The sequence below is a fragment of the Pseudomonas rustica genome, from assembly GCF_049959085.1.
GTDB lineage: Bacteria > Pseudomonadota > Gammaproteobacteria > Pseudomonadales > Pseudomonadaceae > Aquipseudomonas > Aquipseudomonas rustica.
On record NZ_CP188200.1, the window covers coordinates 3,263,724 to 3,282,612 of the forward strand.

The window sequence follows — 18,889 nt, forward strand, 5'->3', positions numbered from 1 at the left end:
ATCCTCGACAGGTTTCTCTTTAGAGGACACCACAGCAACCTGAGTTCAAACCGATCCGTGTAGGAGCTGCCGGAGGCTGCGATCTTTTGATTGTTTAGCCAGCGAGATCAAAAGATCGCAGCCTTCGGCAGCTCCTACAGGGGTTTGTGGTGTTTGGATAATTAGTAGCCGGTCATTTCCAGGTAGCCCTGGCCTGGGTGACTGCCAGTGATGTTCACCGGGCCTTCCCAGTAGGGGATGCGCAGGTTCATCCACGCTTTGGGGTTGAGCGCGTTGATCTGGATGTCGAGGTGTTTGTCGGGGATGCTGATCACCCAGCGGATCGGCATTTTGCGCCCGGCGACGTTGGCGGTGTCTTGCGGTGTGAGGGTGATCTGCTCGCCGCTCAGGGTTTGCGTCTGGCCGTCGGCGGCGATCCAGGTGCCGGTCAGGTATGGCGCGCCATCCTTCTGGCGGGTGCGAAAGAGCATGACCTTTTCACCGCTGTCCAGATGCAACGAGAGCCAGTCCCAGCCCGTCTGGTTGGCGCTCAGCGGTTGGCTGCTCCACTCGCGATCCAGCCACGCCGGGCCGCTGACGGTGTAGGTCTGCCCGTCGATCTGCAACGTACCGTTGGCCTGAAAAAACGGCTGACTGTAGTAATACGACGCCTGCCCTTCTGCGGATTTGCGGCTGAAGCCCTTCTCACCCTGCAACACCAATGGCCGACTGGAGGTGAGGTGCAGTTGATAGGCGAAATCTCTGTCGCGAGCGCTGAGCTGTAGATCGCTCAAGGGATCGGCAGCCTGACTGCTAAACCGCCAATCATCGATCCACGCGTCAAACGGCGCCACGCGAACGCCGGCCTGGCCCACGCCACCGCGTGCATAACGTTCGGCGGCGTGATGTGCAGACGCCGACGTCACCGCCGCATGCCCCAGCCAGATCACCTGATTGCTCCAACCCGACTGCTCCGGCACGGGTTTCAGGGCGCTGCGAAACAACGTCCATTGCACGCCGAACCGATTGCCCTGCTGATCCTTGAGATTGGCGGTGACGTACCACCACTCGATGCGAAATCCATCATGCGCGCCGTGATCCGCCGGAAAACTGAACACCCGCCCCGGCACCACCGCCGTGTACGCCTCGGCTTTATCGCCCATCCCGGCAAAGCCCTTCTGCTCAGGCGCCGGTTGATCGCAACCGCCGAGCAGCAGCGCGAGCATCAGCACCAGGCGGTTAATCCTCATGGGCAAACGTCCTCAACAAATCCGCCGGTTGCGTGCGGTACAGCGAATACAGCGGCCATGCTGACGCCAATAATGTCGCCAGCAACGCCAGCCCCATCAGTTGCAGCAGTTGCCACGGGAACACCCGCAACGGCAGGCGCCAGCCAAATGCCTGCACATTGATCACCGCGTCCAGGCACCACGCCAGCGCAATCCCCAACGGCAACGCCAACACCAGCGTGAGCACCGCCAGCAGCCAGGTTTGACCGAGGTTGAGCAGCATCAACTGTTTGCGCGTCACGCCCAACGCCCACAGCGGCGCGAGTTGACCGAGGCGACTCTGACTCTGGGTCAGCAGGCTGATAAACAGCGCCACGCCAGCGACCGCGAGGGTCAGACTGTTCAGCGCCGCCGTCGCCGCGAAGGTGCGTTCGAACACTTGAACCGACCAGCCCTTGAGCCGCGCCTGATCGACGATGCGGCTGTCATCCAGCTGAAACCGCGTCTGCAACGCGCTCAACAATGTTGGAATATTTTTCGGCTCGATACGCAGGTTAAAGCGGTTCGGCGTCAGTTGCGGCCAGCCGCGCAATAGGTGATTGACGTTGACCAGCAGGTGCCCTTTCGGATTGCCGTAATCGGCGTAGATGCCGACGATGCGCGGCGACCATGGGCCGTTGGGCGTGGGGATCGTCAGGTGCTGGCCGGCCTGCAGTTTCAGGCGACGAGCGAGTTGTTCGCTGAGCATCACCGCATCGTCCGTCGCCAGATGGCCCCACGGATCGCTGCCGCTGGAATCGAGCAACGGCCAGTGCTCGCGATAATGCGGGTGATCGATCACGCCAAAGACATCCGCCGGCCAGCCTTGCAGCGTCACCGACACCTGCCAGTTGGGCAGCACCGCTGCGACGTTCGGCTGTTGCCGCAGCCAGCTGTACATTTCTCGGGACTGCGCCGGATTGCTCGGATTGATATAGAGCTCGGCGCTCAGACGTTGTTCGAGCCAATCGTTGAAGGTCTGGCGAAAACCCGAGGTCATGCTGCCGGCGCCGATGTTGGCGGCGAGGGCCAACAGCAACGCCATCAGCGCCAGACTCAGCGCCGGCAATTGCTGCCGGCAGTCGGCGAGAAACCACTGACCGAGCACCGAACGACTGCGCCCGAGCAATTGGTTGAGGATCGCGCTGAGCAGCACCGGCAACGCCAGCGCGGCGCCGAGCAGCAGCCCGGCCATCAACACAAAGCCACTCGCCAGGCTGTCACCCCAGATCAACGCAGCCAGTGCAATCGCAAGCAGCACTGCCGCCAGCCAACCTTGCCGACGCAACCAGCGCGCATATTGCTGATGCCAGGCTTGCGGATCGGCCACGGCCAACAGTGGCAATCGTGCCGCGCGCAGCAGGCTGTTGCCGCCGGCGAGCAAGGCGCCGAACAGGCTTAAACCGATGCCGCTGAACCACCACCAAGGGCTCAGGCGCAACTGCCCCGCCACTTCCGCGCCGTACAAACCGCGCAGGCTGGCGGCGACATCCGGCAGCAGCACGCTGGCCAGCCAATAGCCGCTGATCACGCCGAACACTCCGCCGATCAGCGCCAGCACGCCCAACTCAACGATCAGGCAGAGGATCAACATTCGCGCGCTGACACCACAGGCGCGCAACGTACGCAGCAGGCCTCGACGCTGCTCCAATGCGAGGCCAATCGCCGCGTGGACGATAAACAAACCGACCAGAAACGAGAGGAATCCCAAGGCATCCAGGTTGAGATGAAAGCTCTCGGTCAGCCGCGCCAGATTGTTTTCCTCGCCGCTGCTTTTCAGCTGCAACTGGCCTTTGAATGAGGCCGGCAAATCAGCGTGAAAATCCTTGGGCAGCAACAGCCGTGACAGTTGCCCCGGCTGTTCGAGCAGGATTTGCGCGATGCCGATGTCGACCAGCAACACACCGGGCGCCATGTCCTTTTGCACCCGCAGCGGCGGCAATGCCAGGCCGTTAACCGTCTGCGGCGTGGCGCCCTCTGCGAGGTTCAAGGCCTGCAGAGTATCCGGGGAAATCCATGTGCTGCCGGGCGGCGAGAAGAACTCGACGATGCGCTCGATCGGCATGGCCTGCCCGGCCACCGCCGAGTCCGTCGGCAGCGATACCGGCTCGATGCCCATCAATTGCAGCCGCTGATTTTCGTGATCCTTGAGGATCAAACGGCCCTGCAACAGCGGCGACACCGGCCAACCCTGTCGACGCAGATCGACAAACCATTGCTGAGTGAACGTTGCGCCGCTCGGCGTGCTCAGGCTGGCCTGCGGTTCGCCGCCGATCATCTGGCTGGCGCGGGCGTAGCTGTCGCGGGCCTGACTGTTCAGCGCTTCGACGCCGGTCAGCAAACTGGTCGCCAGCCACAATCCGGTCAGCACACTGAAAAACTGCACCGGATGGCGCCGCCAATGGCTGAGCAGCGCGCGCAGGGTCTGGCGAAAAACCATCACGTCAGCCGACCTTTGGACAGCACCACGCGCTGCGCCAATTGCGCTGCGACCCGCTGACTGTGAGTAACCATCAACAAAGTGGTCGGCGTGTCATCGAGCAATTCGAGCAACAGCCGCAGGACTTCATCGCTGGTCGCTTCGTCGAGGCTACCAGTGGGTTCATCGGCCAGCAGCAATTTCGGCTGCGACGCCAGCGCCCGGCCCAACGCGACGCGCTGTTGCTGGCCACCCGAAAGCTGTTCTGGATAGCGTTTGAGCAGATCGCCAAGGCCTAAGCGCTGCACAAGATGCGCCTGCCAGCGCGGTTCATGACGCCCGGCGAGTCGCGCCTGAAACGCCAGATTGTCCTCAACGCGCAAACTGCCGATCAGGTTGAACTGCTGGAACACCAGACCGATTTCCGTACGCCGCCAGTTCGCCAGTTGCGCCTCGTTCATCTCCTCCAGCCGATGCTCGCCGCTGCGGATGCTGCCGCGATCGACCTTGTCCAGACCGGCCACCAGGTGCAGCAAAGTGCTTTTGCCACTGCCCGATTCGCCCATCAGCGCCAGGCTGCTGCCAGCCTCCAGCGTCAGGTCGACGCCTTGCAGCACCGGCAAGGAGCCCTGGGGGGTGGCGTAGCTTTTGAAGACGTTGCGAACCTCAAGCATGGCAAAACCTGATCAATGAACCTGCGCCAAGGATAGCGGCCCTGAATGGTTTTTGTCCGTTGACGATCACCGCCGCGCCAGAGCGCCGCCCTACCCTCTGAAACTGGTTCACCCATAACGATAAAAACCGGAGACGCCATGCAACGTTTCACTTTGAGCCCCCGCGGCCTGTTGGCCTGCCTGATCACCGCGTGTCTGAGCCAGTCGGTGCTCGCCGCCGACGCGCCCGTCGCCCCCGTCGCCCCCAGCGCACAGACCATCGCCAGCAACGCCGCTGTTGTGAAGCAACTGCCCTTCAGCGACCGCACCGATTTCGAATCCATCAGCAAAGGCCTGATCGCGCCGTTCAAGGGTCAGATCAAGGACGCCAGCGGCAAGGTCATCTGGGACGTGCAGGCCTACGACTTCCTCGCCAAGGATCAAGCGCCGGAGTCGGTAAACCCGAGCCTGTGGCGTCTGGCCCAGCTCAATGCGCACGCCGGTCTGTTTGAAGTCAGCCCGAAGTTGTATCAGGTGCGCGGCCTCGATCTCGCCAACATGACCATCATCGAAGGTGACGACGGGCTGATCATCATCGACCCGCTGACCATGGCCGAAACCGCCAAAGCGGCGCTGGATCTGTACTACGCCAACCGTCCGCACAAACCGGTGGTCGCCGTCATTTACAGCCACACCCACGTCGACCATTTCGGCGGCGTGCGCGGGGTGATCGACGAGGCGGATGTGAAGGCCGGCAAGGTCAAGGTGTTCGCCCCGGCCGGGTTTATGGAGCACGTGATGAGCGAAAACGTGATGGCCGGCAACGCCATGAGCCGTCGCGCGCAGTACCAGTTCGGCAGCCTGTTGCCGCGCGGTGAAAACGGTCAGGTCGATGCCGGTCTGGGCAAGAGTTCGCCAACCGGCGGCACGGTCACGCTGATCCCGCCGACGGATTTGATCACCAAGGAACTGGAAACCCGCACCATCGCTGGCATTCAATTCGAGTTCCAGCTGACGCCGGGCACCGAAGCGCCGGCGGAAATGAACATGTATCTGCCGGAGTTGAAAGCCCTGTGCATGGCCGAAAACGCCACGCAAATGATGCACAACGTCCTCACCCCGCGCGGCGCGCAAGTGCGTGACGCCAAGGCCTGGTCGCAATACCTCGACGACAGCCTGGCGCGCTACGGCGACAAGGCTGACGTGCTGTTCGCCCAACACAACTGGCCGACTTGGGGTGGCGAGCGGATTCGCACGTTCCTTGCCGATCAGCGCGACATGTACGCGTTCCTCAATGACCGCACCTTGCACCTGCTCAACCAGGGCCTGACGCCACAGGAAATCGCCGATACCATCACCAAACTGCCGGGCTCGCTCGACCAGAAGTGGTACACCCGTGGCTACTACGGTTCGCTGAGTTTCAACACCCGCGCGGTGTATCAGCGCTACATGGGTTTCTACGACGGCAACCCGGCCAACCTCAATCCGCTGCCGCCGGTGGACACCGCCAAACGCACGGTCGAGGCCATGGGCGGCGGCGCGGCAGTGCTCGATAAAATGCGCAAAGCCATGGCCAGCGGTGACTATCGCTGGGCGGCACAGTTGGGCAATCAGTTGTTATTCGCCGAGCCGGACAACGCCGACGCACACAAAGCGCAGGCCGAGACGCTGGAGCAATTGGGTTATCAAAGCGAGAACGCCACCTGGCGCAACATGTACCTGACTGGCGCGATGGAACTGCGCAACGGCGTGCCGCCCCATGCGGGCACGTCGGTGTCGGTGGACATGGTGCGGGCGATGAGCCCGGAAATGTTCTTTGATTATCTGGCGGTGCGGCTGGACAGCGACAAGGCTGTGAATCATGACCTGACGTTGAACTGGACGTTCGAGGACTTGCAGAAAGACTTTAATCTGACCTTGCGCAACGGTGTGCTGACGCATCGGGCCGGGCTCAATCCAGCGGCGGATGCGAGTGTCAGTTTAAGCAAAGACACGCTGGAGAAGATCAGCCTCAAGCAACTGGATTTCCCGACGGCGATGCAGAAAGGCTTGATCAAGTTGCAGGGGAACGGGAAAAAACTGGGCGAGTTGATGGGCAGCCTGGATACGTTTGGGCCGCAGTTCAATATCGTTACGCCTTAAGGTCAAAAGATCGCAGCCTTCGGCAGCTCCTACAGGTGATTGCATTCCTCTGTAGGAGCTGCCGAAGGCTGCGATCTTTTGCTTCTAAATAACCTCAACCACCGGCATCCGCCACTTCTGCTCAACCACTTCTTGCTTCGGCCCGTACAAGCGCAAAATCACGTTAAACGCGCCGTTCTGCGGCGTCGGCAGCCAATTACTCTCCTGCCCCGCCCCCGGCGAATTCGCCTGCATCCATAACGTCAGCCCACCATCCGCATCGCGCTGCAATTGATCGCGACTGCTCAAACAATACCGATCAAGCGGATTCGCCACCAACTGCCGATCCGGCAAGTCATACAACGTCAGCGACCAGAACTCACTGGCCGGCGGCAATTGCCCCGGTGCAAAACGCAGGCGATAACGCCGGCCGCCCTGCAACGGCTGACTCTGATTATCCAGACGGCTACCGGTGTAAAACGCCTCCTCAACACTGTTGCCGTAAATCCCCAGATACGCCCCGACCGCGCGATTCAGATAATTGCCATGCATCGCCTCACGGTTACCAAACAGGCCAAGCGTGGAGCGTGTTTGCGCGGCGGTCTGTTGCAACTGCGCTTGCGCCTGTTTGATTCCGGCGGCGATCGCTTGCTGCCTCTCGACAAGCAGCGCGGCGAAGTCAAAAGCCTGCCCCGGCACAATGCCGATCCGTGCGAAGCGTTCGCGCAATGCTTGTTCTGCAGGCTGAGTCGGGCACAGCGCGAGGATCTGATTAAGCACTGCGATAAACGACGGCCCCAACCCGGTTTTGCTCTCCCACGCCGGCCAGTCAATCGCCGGCGCGGCCAGCGGGCCCGGGCTGCCGCTGTATTCATGCAACCCACGCAAACGGTATTGCTGCTGCAATGCGCGCACTGCCGGCATGTCGTCGGCGTTCTTCAATCCGGTACGCCCGAGCAGCATGACAATCTCAGTTTCGCTGCGCAGCACGGCTTTGATGCCCTTCGGCGTCGGCCCCTGCCAGTTCGGCCCGGCGATCAGATAATCCCCCGCCTCGCGTCCGGTGCTGAGCACGCCGACATAGGCAAAGTTATGCGTGTACTGATCGACCAGTTGATGCACGTAATAACGATCGGCATCCACCGCCGGCACGCTCAACACTTGCGGCTCAGTGCGCAGATCGAGCCAGGCCCAGGAGTAAGGCGTGTCGTTGTTCGGCGTGACGATTTCGCGATTGGCCGGGGTGTAGAGCTGGCTGTAATGGCGAAAACGATTGAAGCCGCCGACGTACTCCGCCGCGCTCGGATCAAGCAGTTGTTTTTCCATCGTCTGGTAATGCATCAGCATCGGAAAAGCGTAGATCCACGCCTCTTGCGCGACCGCTTGGGTTTCATCGGCCAGCAACCAGCGCGGCATCATCAGCCCGCCTCCGAGCACACTCATACCGCCCAACATCTGGCGACGATTGATCGTCAGACTCATGGCTCGACCCTCGCAATCGTCGGCAACTGATAACTGCCATCCAGCGCAGCGGCTTTCGGCAGGTACAAACGCAGCAGCAGGTTGAACGGGCCTTGTGGCGTCGGCAGCCAGTTGCCTTGCTCGGCCTGTGCCGGCGCGTCCGGTTGCAGCAGCAGCGTGAGGCCGCCGTCGGCGTCGTAGTGCAAATCGGCGCTGCGATCGCCCAAGGCGTAACGCCCGATGGCATTGCTCGCCAGCAATTGGGTTTTGCCGTCGTACAGGGTCAGTGACCAAAAGGCGTGCACCGGCGGTAACTGCCCGGCGGGGAAATGCAGACGATAGGTCTGGCGACCGTCGAGCAACTGGCCTTCGGCATCGTGCAGGGCCATCGGGTAAACCGCTTCGACCGCGTCGTTGGCGTAGATGTAGCGCCAGGCGACGGCAGCGCGGGTCAGGTCATCGTCAGCGAATTTGCCAATGTTGGTCGGTGATGGAAACCAGCCGTTCTGATCTTTCGACAGTTGGCTGGAGGCCGCGCGAACCTGCTCGCGGCCGGCTTCAGCGCCTTCTGCGATGGCTTGGCGAAGGTTGTCGGCCGGGGCGAACGCGCTGCCGGGCAGAACGCCAATCGCGGCGAATCGAGCGAGTTTGGCCTGCTCGCTGGGCGTCCATTGATGCAGCGGTGCCAAGGCATTAAAGGTGTTGAACAGGGCCTGCGCTTCGCCGTGTTTGGTGTCCAGATACGTCGGCAGATGCAACGGCGCAGGTGCGTCAGGTGCAACGCTGTTGGTGGCGCGGGACAACGGCTGCAGGGCATAACCCATCAGCACTTTGGCGGCGTCTTTTTGATCGGCCTCGCCTTTGACTTCGGTGCGCCCAAGCAAAAACACCACGCGACTTGGCGAACGAATCACGCCGTTGAAACCCGTCGGCGCTGCACCCTTCCAGTCCGGCCCGACAATCAGATAACGCCCGGCCTGATTGCCGGTGGCGCGGGTGCCGATGTAGTCGAGGTTGTCGGTGCGCAGGTCGACCAACTGGAAGCTGTAGTAGCGATCCTCGATCGCCGGCACTTGCAGCACCATCGGCTCGGCGCGCAGGTCGAGCAAGGCGCGAGAATAGAAGGTGTCGTTGTTCGGCGAGACGACTTTGTTGTCTTGCGGGCCGAGCAGACGCGGTTCGCTGTAGAGGCGATTGAACGGCAGTTTGGCATTGATCGCGGTGAGCACTTTGTCGTGTTCGACGGTGGCGTAGGCGAAGACGTAAGCCTCTTGTGCGAGGGCTTTGGCCTGGCTCACATCAAGGTCAGCGGCGTGAACGGTGCCGAGGCTGGCGCCGACCGCTAGAGCACAAATCCAGTGACGCATAAACAATCTCCAGACAGAAAACAAATCCCCTGTAGGAGCTGCCGAAGGCTGCGATCTTTTGATCTTGAAAAACCACATCAAAAGATCGCAGCCTTCGGCAGCTCCTACAGGGGTTGTGTGATGGTGAGAGGTTATTTAGCCCAACGCCGCAGATCCGACGGGGTGTAGTCGTCGGTCTTCGCCGCGAACCCGACGCGCATTGGCTGGGTCTCTTCGTTGGCCAGGCCGCCGGCGTAATAGCGCCCGGCAATCAGGTCGTAGGACGTCTCCAGCACGTTGTAGGTGAAGCCATGGTCGTACTGCTGAATCGCGTGCAATTCACCGCTGCGCCACAACTCGCCACGGCTGTCGTACTGATCGGACTGAGCAATCTGCCAACTGTCTTCGTCCACATAAAACCGGCGTTTGGCGTAGATGTGCCGGGCGTTTGGCTTGAGCGTGGCTTCCACCACCCACACCCGGTGTTTCTCGTAGCGCGCCAGATCCTGATTGATGTGATTGGGCTTGATCACCTCGTCGTATTTGAGCGCGTGGCTGCCGATCTTGTAGCTGTTGTAGGGGATGAACAGCTCCTGTTTGCCAATCAGCTTCCAGTCGAAACGATCCGGCGCGCCGTTGTAGCCGTCGATGTTGTCGGCGGTGATCAGGCCGTTGCTGTAGCGCGCGCTGTTGTCGTAAGCGATCATCGGCGCGCGACGCACCCGGCGTTGCCCCGGCAGGTATTGCCAGGCCGAACGCGGCTCGGCGACCTGGTCGATCGGTTCGTGCACCAGCACCGCTTCACCGGACAAACGTGCCGGCTCAAGCACGCGGCTCTTGAACAGGAACAGCGTATTGGCGCCCGGTTCCAGCCCGGAAACCGTGTCGGCAAAGTTGATCAGCGACTGGTTGCGCACATAACTGGTCGCGCCGTTTTCGCGCACCAATGCCGAGCTGCTGATGCGCTCGTAACTGCCGCCGCGATAGCGGGTCATGTGGTTCCACATCACTTCCAGACCTTCGGTCGGCAGCGGGAATGGAATGCCGCGCGCATAGTCGTGCAAGCCGTTGCCGCCGTCAGCCATGCTGGTTTTCGCGACGTTGCCGCGACTTTGTTCCAGCACATCTTTAGGCAGATTGGCGCTGCGATGAGTCGGGTAGATGTTCATCTTGTAGCTGTCCGGGTAGCGCTTGAACAACGCGATCTGCCCGGGGCTGAGAAACTTCTGATACTGCGCCAGATTCTGCGCAGTGACAGTGAACAACGGTTTTTCCGCCGCATACGGATCGCTGTAACTGCCCTTGCTGTCGACGGTGCCGGCGTTGCTCGCCAGACCACCGCTCCACGCCGGAATACTGCCGTCGGCATTCGCGGCCATCTCCGAGCCCATCGGCGTCAACGTTTTGCCCAGCGGTGCCGGATCGTTACCTTTGGCTTGCGCCAGTCCGACGCTGCAGGCCAGCGCCAGTACACACAATTGCAGTCGCATGAGGGATCTCCTTAGAAGTCGGCCTTGAAGCTGACCGAGGCAAAATCGCGGTCATCGAGGGTGCTGTAATCGTTGGAACCGAAGAACGTGTTGTAAGCCAGTTCAACGCTGTAATCGTTCATGTAGACGCCGGTCAGGCTGAGGCCGAGGGCTTGCTGACCTTCCTGAAACGGCCCTTGCGGATCGTAGGAATAGCCCGAGACGTCATGGCGCCAGTTGACTGCCGGAATCAAATTGATCCCCGGCAACACGTCGCTGTATTCAAGGCTCGCGCGCAGGCGATAACCCCACGACCACTCGGTGGCGAAACCTTTGTCGGTGCAGTACTGATTGGTCACGCCCGACGCCACGGTGTTGCACGCTGAGCCATTGCGCGGGGCGCTGCGACCGAACGCGGCGTTGCGGCCCAGACGTTCGTCGCCGAGGTCGTCGATGTGTACGACGCCGGCCTCGCCGAACAGACTCAAACGCGTGGCGCCGAGGATATTGTCAAAAGCCTGCGTCGCCGAACCGGTCATCTGCCACACGCCTTTGCGCACCCAGCCGTCGTAGCGGCTGCCGGCATTGGTGTTGAAACCCGGCGGCAGATCGACCCACGAATTACCACCCGGCCCGGAGATCACCGCGACGTTGATGTCCGGCGCATTGATCGCCAGCGGCATGTTTGGCCGATAGCTCAACTCACCCGCGAGCGAGATGCCGCTGATCGGCTCAACACCGTTGAGGCTGATGCCGTACAGGTGAATGTTCTCCGGAAATGCCGCTGCGTAGCTCGGCGCCTGGATGCCGCCGGGAAAGGTGCCGGGCAGCGAGGTGTTGCGCGCATCGAGGGTGAAATACGGCAGCCGCGAGTGATAGTTGATGTAGTAGATCGCCGCTTCGGCATCGTTCAACGCCGGGATCATATTGCGCAGAGCGAAGCCGAACTGGCCGTTGTCCGACGGCGATTCGTTGCCGCGCGAATAAGCGTACAAACCGGCGGCTTGCATCTGTTGATCGGTCTGCACCTGGCTCAGGTACAGCGGCCCGCAACCCTTCTGGATCGCATCGCTGGAAGCGAAAAAAGTCCCGCAACCGTCGAGTGCGCTTTCGCGCCAGTTGTACTGATAAAAGCCTTCGAGGTTGAGAGTGTCGGACAGGCCGAAGCTGAACGAGATCATCTCCACCGGCAACTGGCCTTCTTTGATTTCCACCCCGGGACGGTTGAAGGCGGAAATGTCCAACGGGTTGATCACGTTGATGCCGTTCTGGATCAGCAGCGATTCGCCCCACGACAACACCTGATTGCCGACCTTGACGTTCAGCGGGTGATCGGCGATCTGGAAGTCCTTCCAGACGTAAGCGTCGAGGGTTTTGAAACCCTGAAACTTGCTCAGGTCATCCCAACCCGAATCGTCGAAATCCTTGAAGCGGCCATTGCGGGTTTCGTAGGCGTGGTCGTACCAGTATTTGAAACGAATGAACGCGCCCTGCCCTTGGCCATCGAGACTGAAATCGGTCAGGCCTTTGAAGTTCTGCGAGATCGGATCGCCCTTCTCGAAGTTCAGCCGGTTATCGTCGGCGCTGACGCTGGTGCCATTGGCGCGCACGCCTTGTGCTTGCAAGGCGTTGGCACGGGTCATCAGGCTTTTGTCGGGGTTCTGCGTCGACCAGCTGCTGCCCAGGGTCAGGGTGGTTTTGGTCGATAGGCTCCAGTCTTCGTTGAGGTCGAAACTGGTGGCGTAGCCGGGGCTCGACAGTGCGGCGAGAATCGCCAGGGTCAGGGGTTGCGTACGGGGGTGGCCACGCCGGGCAAGTCGCGGACGGACTTGGGGCGTAACCGAGCTTTTTCTTATCATTATTGGGCTCCGGTCAGGTTTGCTCAGCACTGACACGGTGCCCAACCCTCAGCGCTGACACACAAGCGATGGCTGACAAAAACCAATCATCGGCGTGCTTACAGCGGATTGAGGCGGAATTGCTTCGGCGTGATGCCGAACTGTTTGCGGAAGGCGCGGATGAAGTTGCTCGGCTGGCGATAACCGAGCCGTTCGGCGATGCGTTCGATCGGTTGATCACCAGCGGTCAGCCAGTGCCGCGCCAGTTCCAGGCTGTCGTTGCGACTCGGCGCGGAGGATTCGGTTTGCCAGTGGCGAAGCATGCTCTGGTGCAGAAACGGATTGGCGCCGAGCAGTGGTTCTTCGAGGGTTGAGCGCTTCAGAGTCAGGCGCGGATGAGCGCCTTGTTCAACACGAATGCCGTTGTTGTGCAGCCAGTGTCCGGCGGCTTGCGCTGGGCACAAGGTGACGCCGACGAACACTGCATCGGGCGTCTTGCCCAATCGCCGGGCGATGTTGCGCACCAAGGTAATCGTTGCTGCATCGAGGCCAAAGTGATGGGCCTGGCCCTGCACCGGTCGCAGGTGCAAATGCGCGTCATCGCCTGACGCCTGCAACTCGACCGCGACGTAATTGGTCACGCGCGGCGCAAACGCCACAAAGCAATCGAGGCTGGCGCGCAACGTCGGCGCCGAGTCGAGCAGAATGTTCAGGCCTTGCAGACACGTGGTCGCCAGACCGTTGACCAATTCACAACCGAACGTCGGCGCGGCCCCGGCCTGCTCGCATTCAAACCATAGTTTCTCGACCGCGTGCGCGGGGATTTGCTGGTCGTGACCGTCGAGAGCCGATGCGCAGATTCCGGCCCGTGCCAGCAGGGTTTGCGGGCACAGGCCAGACTGTTCGGCGTGGCCGAGAATGGTGCGGGTGAAGGCGCTGGAAGCGAACATGGGATGCGACATAGCGACGTTTACCGAGGGACAGGCGTGTACTTATGCCAGTCAACGTGCTATCGATCCAATGCATTAAAAGTATCCGCAGAATGCAGGAGACGCATGATGGATTTACGCCAGCTTCGCCACCTCGTGGCCCTCGCCGACTACCGCAATTTTGGCCGCGCGGCGGAAGCGATCAACCTCAGCCAACCGGCTTTTAGCCGCAGCATTCAGACGCTGGAACGTGACCTCGATTGCGAACTGGTCGAGCGCAGCAGCCGCGAGTTTCGCCTCACTGGCCAGGGTGAACTGGTGCTGCAGCATGCGCGGCGTTTGCTCGCGGGCAGTCAGGCGTTGCACAACGAATTGACCCAGTACAACGGCCTCACCGGCGGCGAACTGCAATTCGGTTGCGGGCCGTACCCGGCGCAGGTGCTGGTGCCGGAAGCGCTGGCGGAATTCATTCAGGCGCACCCGGCGATTCGCACGCGTTTTCATCAGGGTGACTGGCAGCAATTGTCGCTGTGGTTGCGTGAGCAGCAGATCGAATTTCTGGTGGCGGATGCGCGCTATTTCGTCGGCGATCCGCAGTATCACGTGCAATTGCTGCGCACGCGACCGGGGCGGTTTTTCTGCCGGGCCGGGCATCCGCTGGCCGGGCAGAAGGGTTTGAAGTTGCGCGCGCTGCTGGATTATCCAGTGGTGGGCACGCGGATTCCGCCGATGATTCGCAAGATCCTCGCGGATATTCTGGGCGAACCGGATTTCAATCCGAGCGTGGAATGCGCGCAGTTTGATGCGATTCAACGGGTGGTGTTGCGCTCTGATGCGATTGGTCTGGCGACGCTTGAGGCGTTGCGGGAGCAGGTCGATCAAGGGCTGATTCATCTGCTCGATTTCATCGACGTGCCGCGCAACGACCCGGCGCTGCAATTGGGATACGGCATCGTCAGCCGCGTCGGCTACTCCATGACCCCGGCGGCGCGGGCGATGGTTGACGCGATCCTCAGCGTCGACCAACGCCTGCTCGCGGCCAACCACTAATTCAACGTCGATCTCCTTTTCGTGCACCTGTAGGAGCTGCCGAAGGCTGCGATCTTTTGATCTGTTTTTCAAGATCAAGATCAAAAGATCGCAGCCTTCGGCAGCTCCTACAGTTGATCGCATTCCGGCAGGAGAATGTGGGAGCGAGCCTGCTCGCGAAGAGGCCGGCACATTCAACCTCGCGCTGCCAGACATACCGCTTTCGCGAGCAGGCTCGCTCCCACAGGGGATTGCATTCCGGCAGAAAGAACACAGTCGAATGTGGGAGCGAGCCTGCTCGCGAAGAGGCCGGCACATTCAACATCGCGCTGCCAGACATACCGCTTTCGCGAGCAGGCTCGCTCCTACAGTTGATCGCATTCTTGCATTAAGAAAACTGGAGGCTGCCCCACTATCGTGAGCCCGCGCGCTCCCACAAGTGCTGGGTTTTCGCGGGGATTTGCTGGGTCTCGCCGAGGGCATTGAGCAAACAATGCATGGCCTCTTCGCGACTGCGCTCGAAGCGGTATCGCGCTTCGATGTACAGCGCCAGTTTCAGCTCCACCGCATCCTCCAGTGGCAGCGGCGCTTGCTGCAAACCCAATGCGCTGGCGACCCGACTTGGCAAACTCAAGCCAAACGGTTGACGATCCGCAATCAGCTTCGCTGCCAGGGTACTTTGTGTGGTCACCGCGATCGTACGGCGCAGTCCTTTAAGCCCCAGTTGCAAATCCACCGGACTCAAGCCGTCCCTTCGGCTCGACACCTGAATCTGCGGCTGCTGCAAATATGCCTGCAAGGTGCGCGGCGGCTCTTTCAACGCAGCACCGTAAGCAAACACATAGTGATCCGCCGCCAGCGTACGTTTATGCAAACCGCTTAACCCGGCCAACGGCTGATCAATGTCGATGAGAATATCCAGCTTGCCACTGGCCAGTTCCTGCAACGCATCACGTCGGCGCGGCTGGAAATAGCGCACTTGCCAATCGGCATGCGGCGCTTCAAGCAGCGCATCCAGCAGCACCGGTTGCAGGCAATCCAGGCAACTGATGCGCAGCAACGGGTTGTTCTGCCGTGCCGCCGGGATCATCCGCAACCCATCACGCAACGACTCCAGCGCCGCACGCACATAGTCCGCCAGCCGATGCGCGACCAGCGTCGGCGTCACGCCCAGACGACTCTTGATAAACAGCGGATCGCCGCACAATTCACGCAGGCGCCGCAGCGCGTTGCTCATCGCCGGTTGCGACAGGCTCATCACATCGGCGGCGCGGGTGACGCTGCGCTGTTGGTAGATCGCGTCGAAGGCAAGCAACAGGTTGAGGTCGAGCTGGCGTAAATCAAGCATGGTCTTGCTCCGGCAAATCGCTTAACGTCGGCCAGCCTAACCAGTGTCCCGAATCAAGCGGTGAGCCCTACATGACAAAAATCAATCAGCCGCCCGCCAACGCCTTTTACGCGCCGACCCTGCTGCCGGCCATCGAAGAACTGCTCGCGCGCGGCATCCCGCAGGACGCCATCGAAGCGCAATTTCATCGCAGCCTGTTCGATTTGCGCACGCCGTTCATGCGCATTCCGCTGGTGCTGTCGCGACGCTTCTGGGCGTTCGCGCTAGAGCAGACCGGCGACCCGCTGATCGGTCTGGCGGCGGGACGGCGCTTTGTCTCGACGGCCACCAATGGCCTGACCTATCTGTTCGATGTCGCGGTGTCGCTGGAAAGTGCCTGCGCTTATTTCGTGCGCTTCTTCCCTTTCTTCAACGGCCATTTCCACGCGCAGATTGTGCGTGAGGATGACCGCGTGGAATTACGTCTGGTCGAAACCGGCAGCCTGCGCGCGGCGGCGCCGATTGCCGATTACATTCTGGTCAGCCTGTGCAGCATGTTGCGGCGCAAATTGCTCGCCAGCGGTTTGGGGCGTGATCCTGTTGTAGGCGTGACGCTGCTTTCGGCGAGTAGCGAGGAACATGAGCGCGCCTTTCGGGCGCCGGTGCTGGGCGAGCAGGCTTATCTGGCGATTCGGCTGGATCCACAGCTGTTTGTCGCGGCGCTGACGCCGGGCAATCAGGGGCTGGAACAGACGCTGGTGGAGTTGCTGGAGCAAACGCGGCGTAACAGCGAATCGACGTTGCTGGAGCAGCTCAGCGATTACTTGATCGAGGATCTCGCAGCGGCGGACTGGAAGCAGTTTTGTGCGGCGCAGCATTTGATCGAACGCACGGCAGCGCGACGCTTGAAGGCGTTGGGTTGGAGTTTTTCCGAATTGCTGGATGAGTATCGGCGCTATCGGGCTGAGGATTTATTGCAGGCCGGAGAGCTGGAGTTGGTCGAGGTGTCGGATCGGTTGGGGTATAGCGATGTGCAGAGTTTCAACCGCGCGTGTTTGAGATGGTTGGGGTGTGCGCCGGGGGTTTATCGGGCTCGCTGGCAAAATTGAAAAGCCAGATCAAAAGATCGCAGCCTTCGGCAGCTCCTACATGGAAATGCGCTCTCCTGTAGGAGCTGCCGAAGGCTGCGATCTTTCAAGGCTGCCGACCTCAGAATGCTGTTCAAGGCCTGAGTTCGACTCGGTCTTTTAAGTCGGTGCAGCGCCCACAAACACCTCGGTCAGTCCCCTCTCCCTCCGGGAGAGGGTTAGGGTGAGGGCTGCCCCGCCGCCACACTCGCCGGCGCCTGCGTCGGCGTGACAATGCTCCCCAAATCAATATGCTTCCACTCCGGCTTCGCCCCCAGCCGCGCATTAAACCGGTAGTTAAACGTGAACTCATCGCCCGTCGCCACGCTCAGCGGCTTGCCATACACCGCCTCAACCCCTGCCAGGTCATACCCCATCAACTGCAACAGCGTCGGGAAAATGTTGTAGTGGCTGGAGCGATCCTTGTTCTCCGCCAACTGCGCGGACCAGTTCAGCGTTTTCAGATCGCTGCCCTGTATCACCACCAGCGGCACCAGCCCCTCCTCCTCCACCGGATCGCCGCCGCAATGGGTGTTCAACCCGGGATTGCCGCGCTCATGCAAATCCTGGCCATGATCAGACGTATAAATCAGCAACGCATTGTTCAGATTGGCCTGCGCAAACACCCGCGCAAAAAACTCGCCGACGTTCCACAGCACGGTGTTCTTGTAGGCATTACGGTACAGCACCCAATCATCGGGCTGGCCATTGAAACCGGTGCGCTCACCAGTATCCGCCACCTCGGTGAACTGACCGCGCGGCAACGTCGGGCGGTACGCCATGAATGCATCGGGGTATTTGTCGTGCACCGGAAAATGCGCGCCGACCTTGTTGATCACCACCAGCTCCGCTTTGTCGTCGTTGAGCAGCTCGATCAGCTTCGCCGCAGCCGCCATGTCGCGGTCGCGCACGCTGGTCTTGTCGAATTGCACAAATTCGTCGATGTCCTTTTTCTCGGTGTCGGTCATCAGGTTCTGCAGATTGCCGCTGGTGCGCTGAGCGTCGATGTACACCGTGCGCAAACCGGCCTTTTTCGCGTACTGCCAGATCGACGGCAGCGTGCTGTTGATGCGCATGTAATCAGCGCGGGTGCCGCCGTAGCGCAGGGTGACGTTGGTGTCGGCGCTGCAATTGGCGATGGACGCGGCGTAGCCATAATTGAAAATGTCGACGCCAGCATGCGCCTGCTTGAGGTTGCTGTGCACGCCGAACGGCGCGTTGATGTCGAGGTAATTGCCGGAGATGCTTTCGTCGATGATCAGCACGATGTCATGGCCGACCGGTTGCGAGGCGCGCGCCAGCGTCACTGGTTCACGCGGGCCGACGGTGTTGTGCAGCGCCTCATAGGCAAACAGGTTCAGATAGGCCAGCGGCGTGTACATGATCGGCAAGCCACGGGCGCCCTCGCCCGCGCGTAAAAACAGCACGGCGCTGAGCAGCAAAACCCCACAAATCGGCGCGGCCACGCGCAAGGCGTTCGGCACCACCAGCGCATGCCGAGGTTTCAGGCCGATGCCGAACAGTAACAACAGCCCACTGAGCACCCCGCGCAGGATCGCGTCGCGGTACTGATACGCCGCCTCCTGAATGAAGCCACCGGAATAGACCAGCGAGACGAAGCTGCTGTAGTTCAGGTAATCCGCGGTAACGCGGGTATAGACATCAAAAAACACCGCCGAGGCAAACATTGCCAATGCGAATAGATGTCGTATGAGTGTCTGGCGTATATAGGCCGTTAGATATAACGCTAAAGTAAGCGCCAAAAACATCGCGCCAAAAAGAAGTACAGGAAAACCGAGGCCGATAGCATTTAACCGCTCAATGTAATATTCGCAATAAAGCAGCAGATAAATAATTAAAAGCAGTTCTTTCAGGTATCGAAACATGGCTTTTCCGGTCACGCGAAACGGCAAAGGGTCAAGG

Annotated in this window: 13 protein-coding genes; 3 read left to right on the top strand and 10 right to left on the bottom strand. The window is 60.7% G+C overall.

What is annotated here, in order from left to right; genetic code table 11:
- Positions 1–161: 161 nt before the first annotated feature.
- Genes ACP3TY_RS14900 through ACP3TY_RS14910 form a run of 3 tightly spaced genes read right to left on the bottom strand, consistent with a single transcriptional unit; the run spans position 162 to position 4,340 of the window.
- The gene (locus ACP3TY_RS14900) at positions 162–1,229 is read right to left on the bottom strand and encodes a lipocalin-like domain-containing protein (RefSeq protein WP_426617835.1); all 1,068 of its coding nucleotides are present in this window, start codon (positions 1,227–1,229) and stop codon (positions 162–164) included.
- Positions 1,219–3,690, bottom strand: coding sequence for an ABC transporter permease (locus ACP3TY_RS14905; protein ID WP_426617836.1), 2,472 nt, complete (start codon positions 3,688–3,690; stop codon positions 1,219–1,221). Before ACP3TY_RS14905 ends, ACP3TY_RS14900 begins: the two co-directional genes overlap by 11 nt.
- The gene (locus ACP3TY_RS14910) at positions 3,687–4,340 is read right to left on the bottom strand and encodes an ABC transporter ATP-binding protein (protein WP_212546137.1); all 654 of its coding nucleotides are present in this window, start codon (positions 4,338–4,340) and stop codon (positions 3,687–3,689) included. The genes ACP3TY_RS14905 and ACP3TY_RS14910 overlap by 4 nt, the downstream gene beginning before the upstream one ends.
- A gap of 138 nt (positions 4,341–4,478) precedes the next feature.
- Here ACP3TY_RS14910 and ACP3TY_RS14915 point away from each other — a divergent pair, with 138 nt between their 5' ends.
- Positions 4,479–6,461: an alkyl/aryl-sulfatase gene (locus ACP3TY_RS14915; RefSeq protein WP_426617837.1), complete on the top strand. Its 1,983-nt coding sequence runs from the start codon at positions 4,479–4,481 to the stop codon at positions 6,459–6,461.
- Positions 6,462–6,545: 84 nt separating this feature from the next.
- On the opposite strand, the gene ACP3TY_RS14920 is transcribed toward ACP3TY_RS14915, so the two are convergent.
- From ACP3TY_RS14920 to ACP3TY_RS14940, 5 genes are all read right to left on the bottom strand, one after another.
- Positions 6,546–7,922, bottom strand: a complete 1,377-nt coding sequence (locus ACP3TY_RS14920) for a DUF1254 domain-containing protein (RefSeq protein WP_426617838.1) — start codon at positions 7,920–7,922, stop codon at positions 6,546–6,548.
- Complete coding sequence (locus ACP3TY_RS14925) at positions 7,919–9,268, bottom strand: DUF1254 domain-containing protein (protein WP_426617839.1); 1,350 nt, start codon at positions 9,266–9,268, stop codon at positions 7,919–7,921. Before ACP3TY_RS14925 ends, ACP3TY_RS14920 begins: the two co-directional genes overlap by 4 nt.
- 131 nt (positions 9,269–9,399) lie before the next feature.
- The gene (locus ACP3TY_RS14930) at positions 9,400–10,737 is read right to left on the bottom strand and encodes a DUF1329 domain-containing protein (RefSeq protein WP_053119160.1); all 1,338 of its coding nucleotides are present in this window, start codon (positions 10,735–10,737) and stop codon (positions 9,400–9,402) included.
- A gap of 11 nt (positions 10,738–10,748) precedes the next feature.
- Complete coding sequence (locus ACP3TY_RS14935) at positions 10,749–12,575, bottom strand: DUF1302 domain-containing protein (RefSeq protein WP_212546142.1); 1,827 nt, start codon at positions 12,573–12,575, stop codon at positions 10,749–10,751.
- A gap of 98 nt (positions 12,576–12,673) precedes the next feature.
- Positions 12,674–13,504: an AraC family transcriptional regulator ligand-binding domain-containing protein gene (locus ACP3TY_RS14940; RefSeq protein WP_426617840.1), complete on the bottom strand. Its 831-nt coding sequence runs from the start codon at positions 13,502–13,504 to the stop codon at positions 12,674–12,676.
- A gap of 108 nt (positions 13,505–13,612) precedes the next feature.
- Here ACP3TY_RS14940 and ACP3TY_RS14945 point away from each other — a divergent pair, with 108 nt between their 5' ends.
- A complete protein-coding gene (locus ACP3TY_RS14945) occupies positions 13,613–14,533 on the top strand; it encodes a LysR family transcriptional regulator (protein ID WP_426617841.1) in 921 nt (306 codons plus the stop codon).
- A gap of 391 nt (positions 14,534–14,924) precedes the next feature.
- On the opposite strand, the gene ACP3TY_RS14950 is transcribed toward ACP3TY_RS14945, so the two are convergent.
- Positions 14,925–15,860, bottom strand: coding sequence for a LysR family transcriptional regulator (locus ACP3TY_RS14950; protein WP_426617842.1), 936 nt, complete (start codon positions 15,858–15,860; stop codon positions 14,925–14,927).
- Between the two features lie 71 nt (positions 15,861–15,931).
- Between ACP3TY_RS14950 and ACP3TY_RS14955 the strand changes: the two genes are divergently transcribed.
- Complete coding sequence (locus tag ACP3TY_RS14955; RefSeq protein ID WP_053119149.1) at positions 15,932–16,948, top strand: helix-turn-helix domain-containing protein; 1,017 nt, start codon at positions 15,932–15,934, stop codon at positions 16,946–16,948.
- 197 nt (positions 16,949–17,145) lie between these two features.
- Here the strand turns inward: ACP3TY_RS14955 and ACP3TY_RS14960 are convergent, their stop codons facing one another.
- Positions 17,146–18,852, bottom strand: coding sequence for a sulfatase-like hydrolase/transferase (locus ACP3TY_RS14960; protein ID WP_426617843.1), 1,707 nt, complete (start codon positions 18,850–18,852; stop codon positions 17,146–17,148).
- Positions 18,853–18,889: the final 37 nt, after the last annotated feature.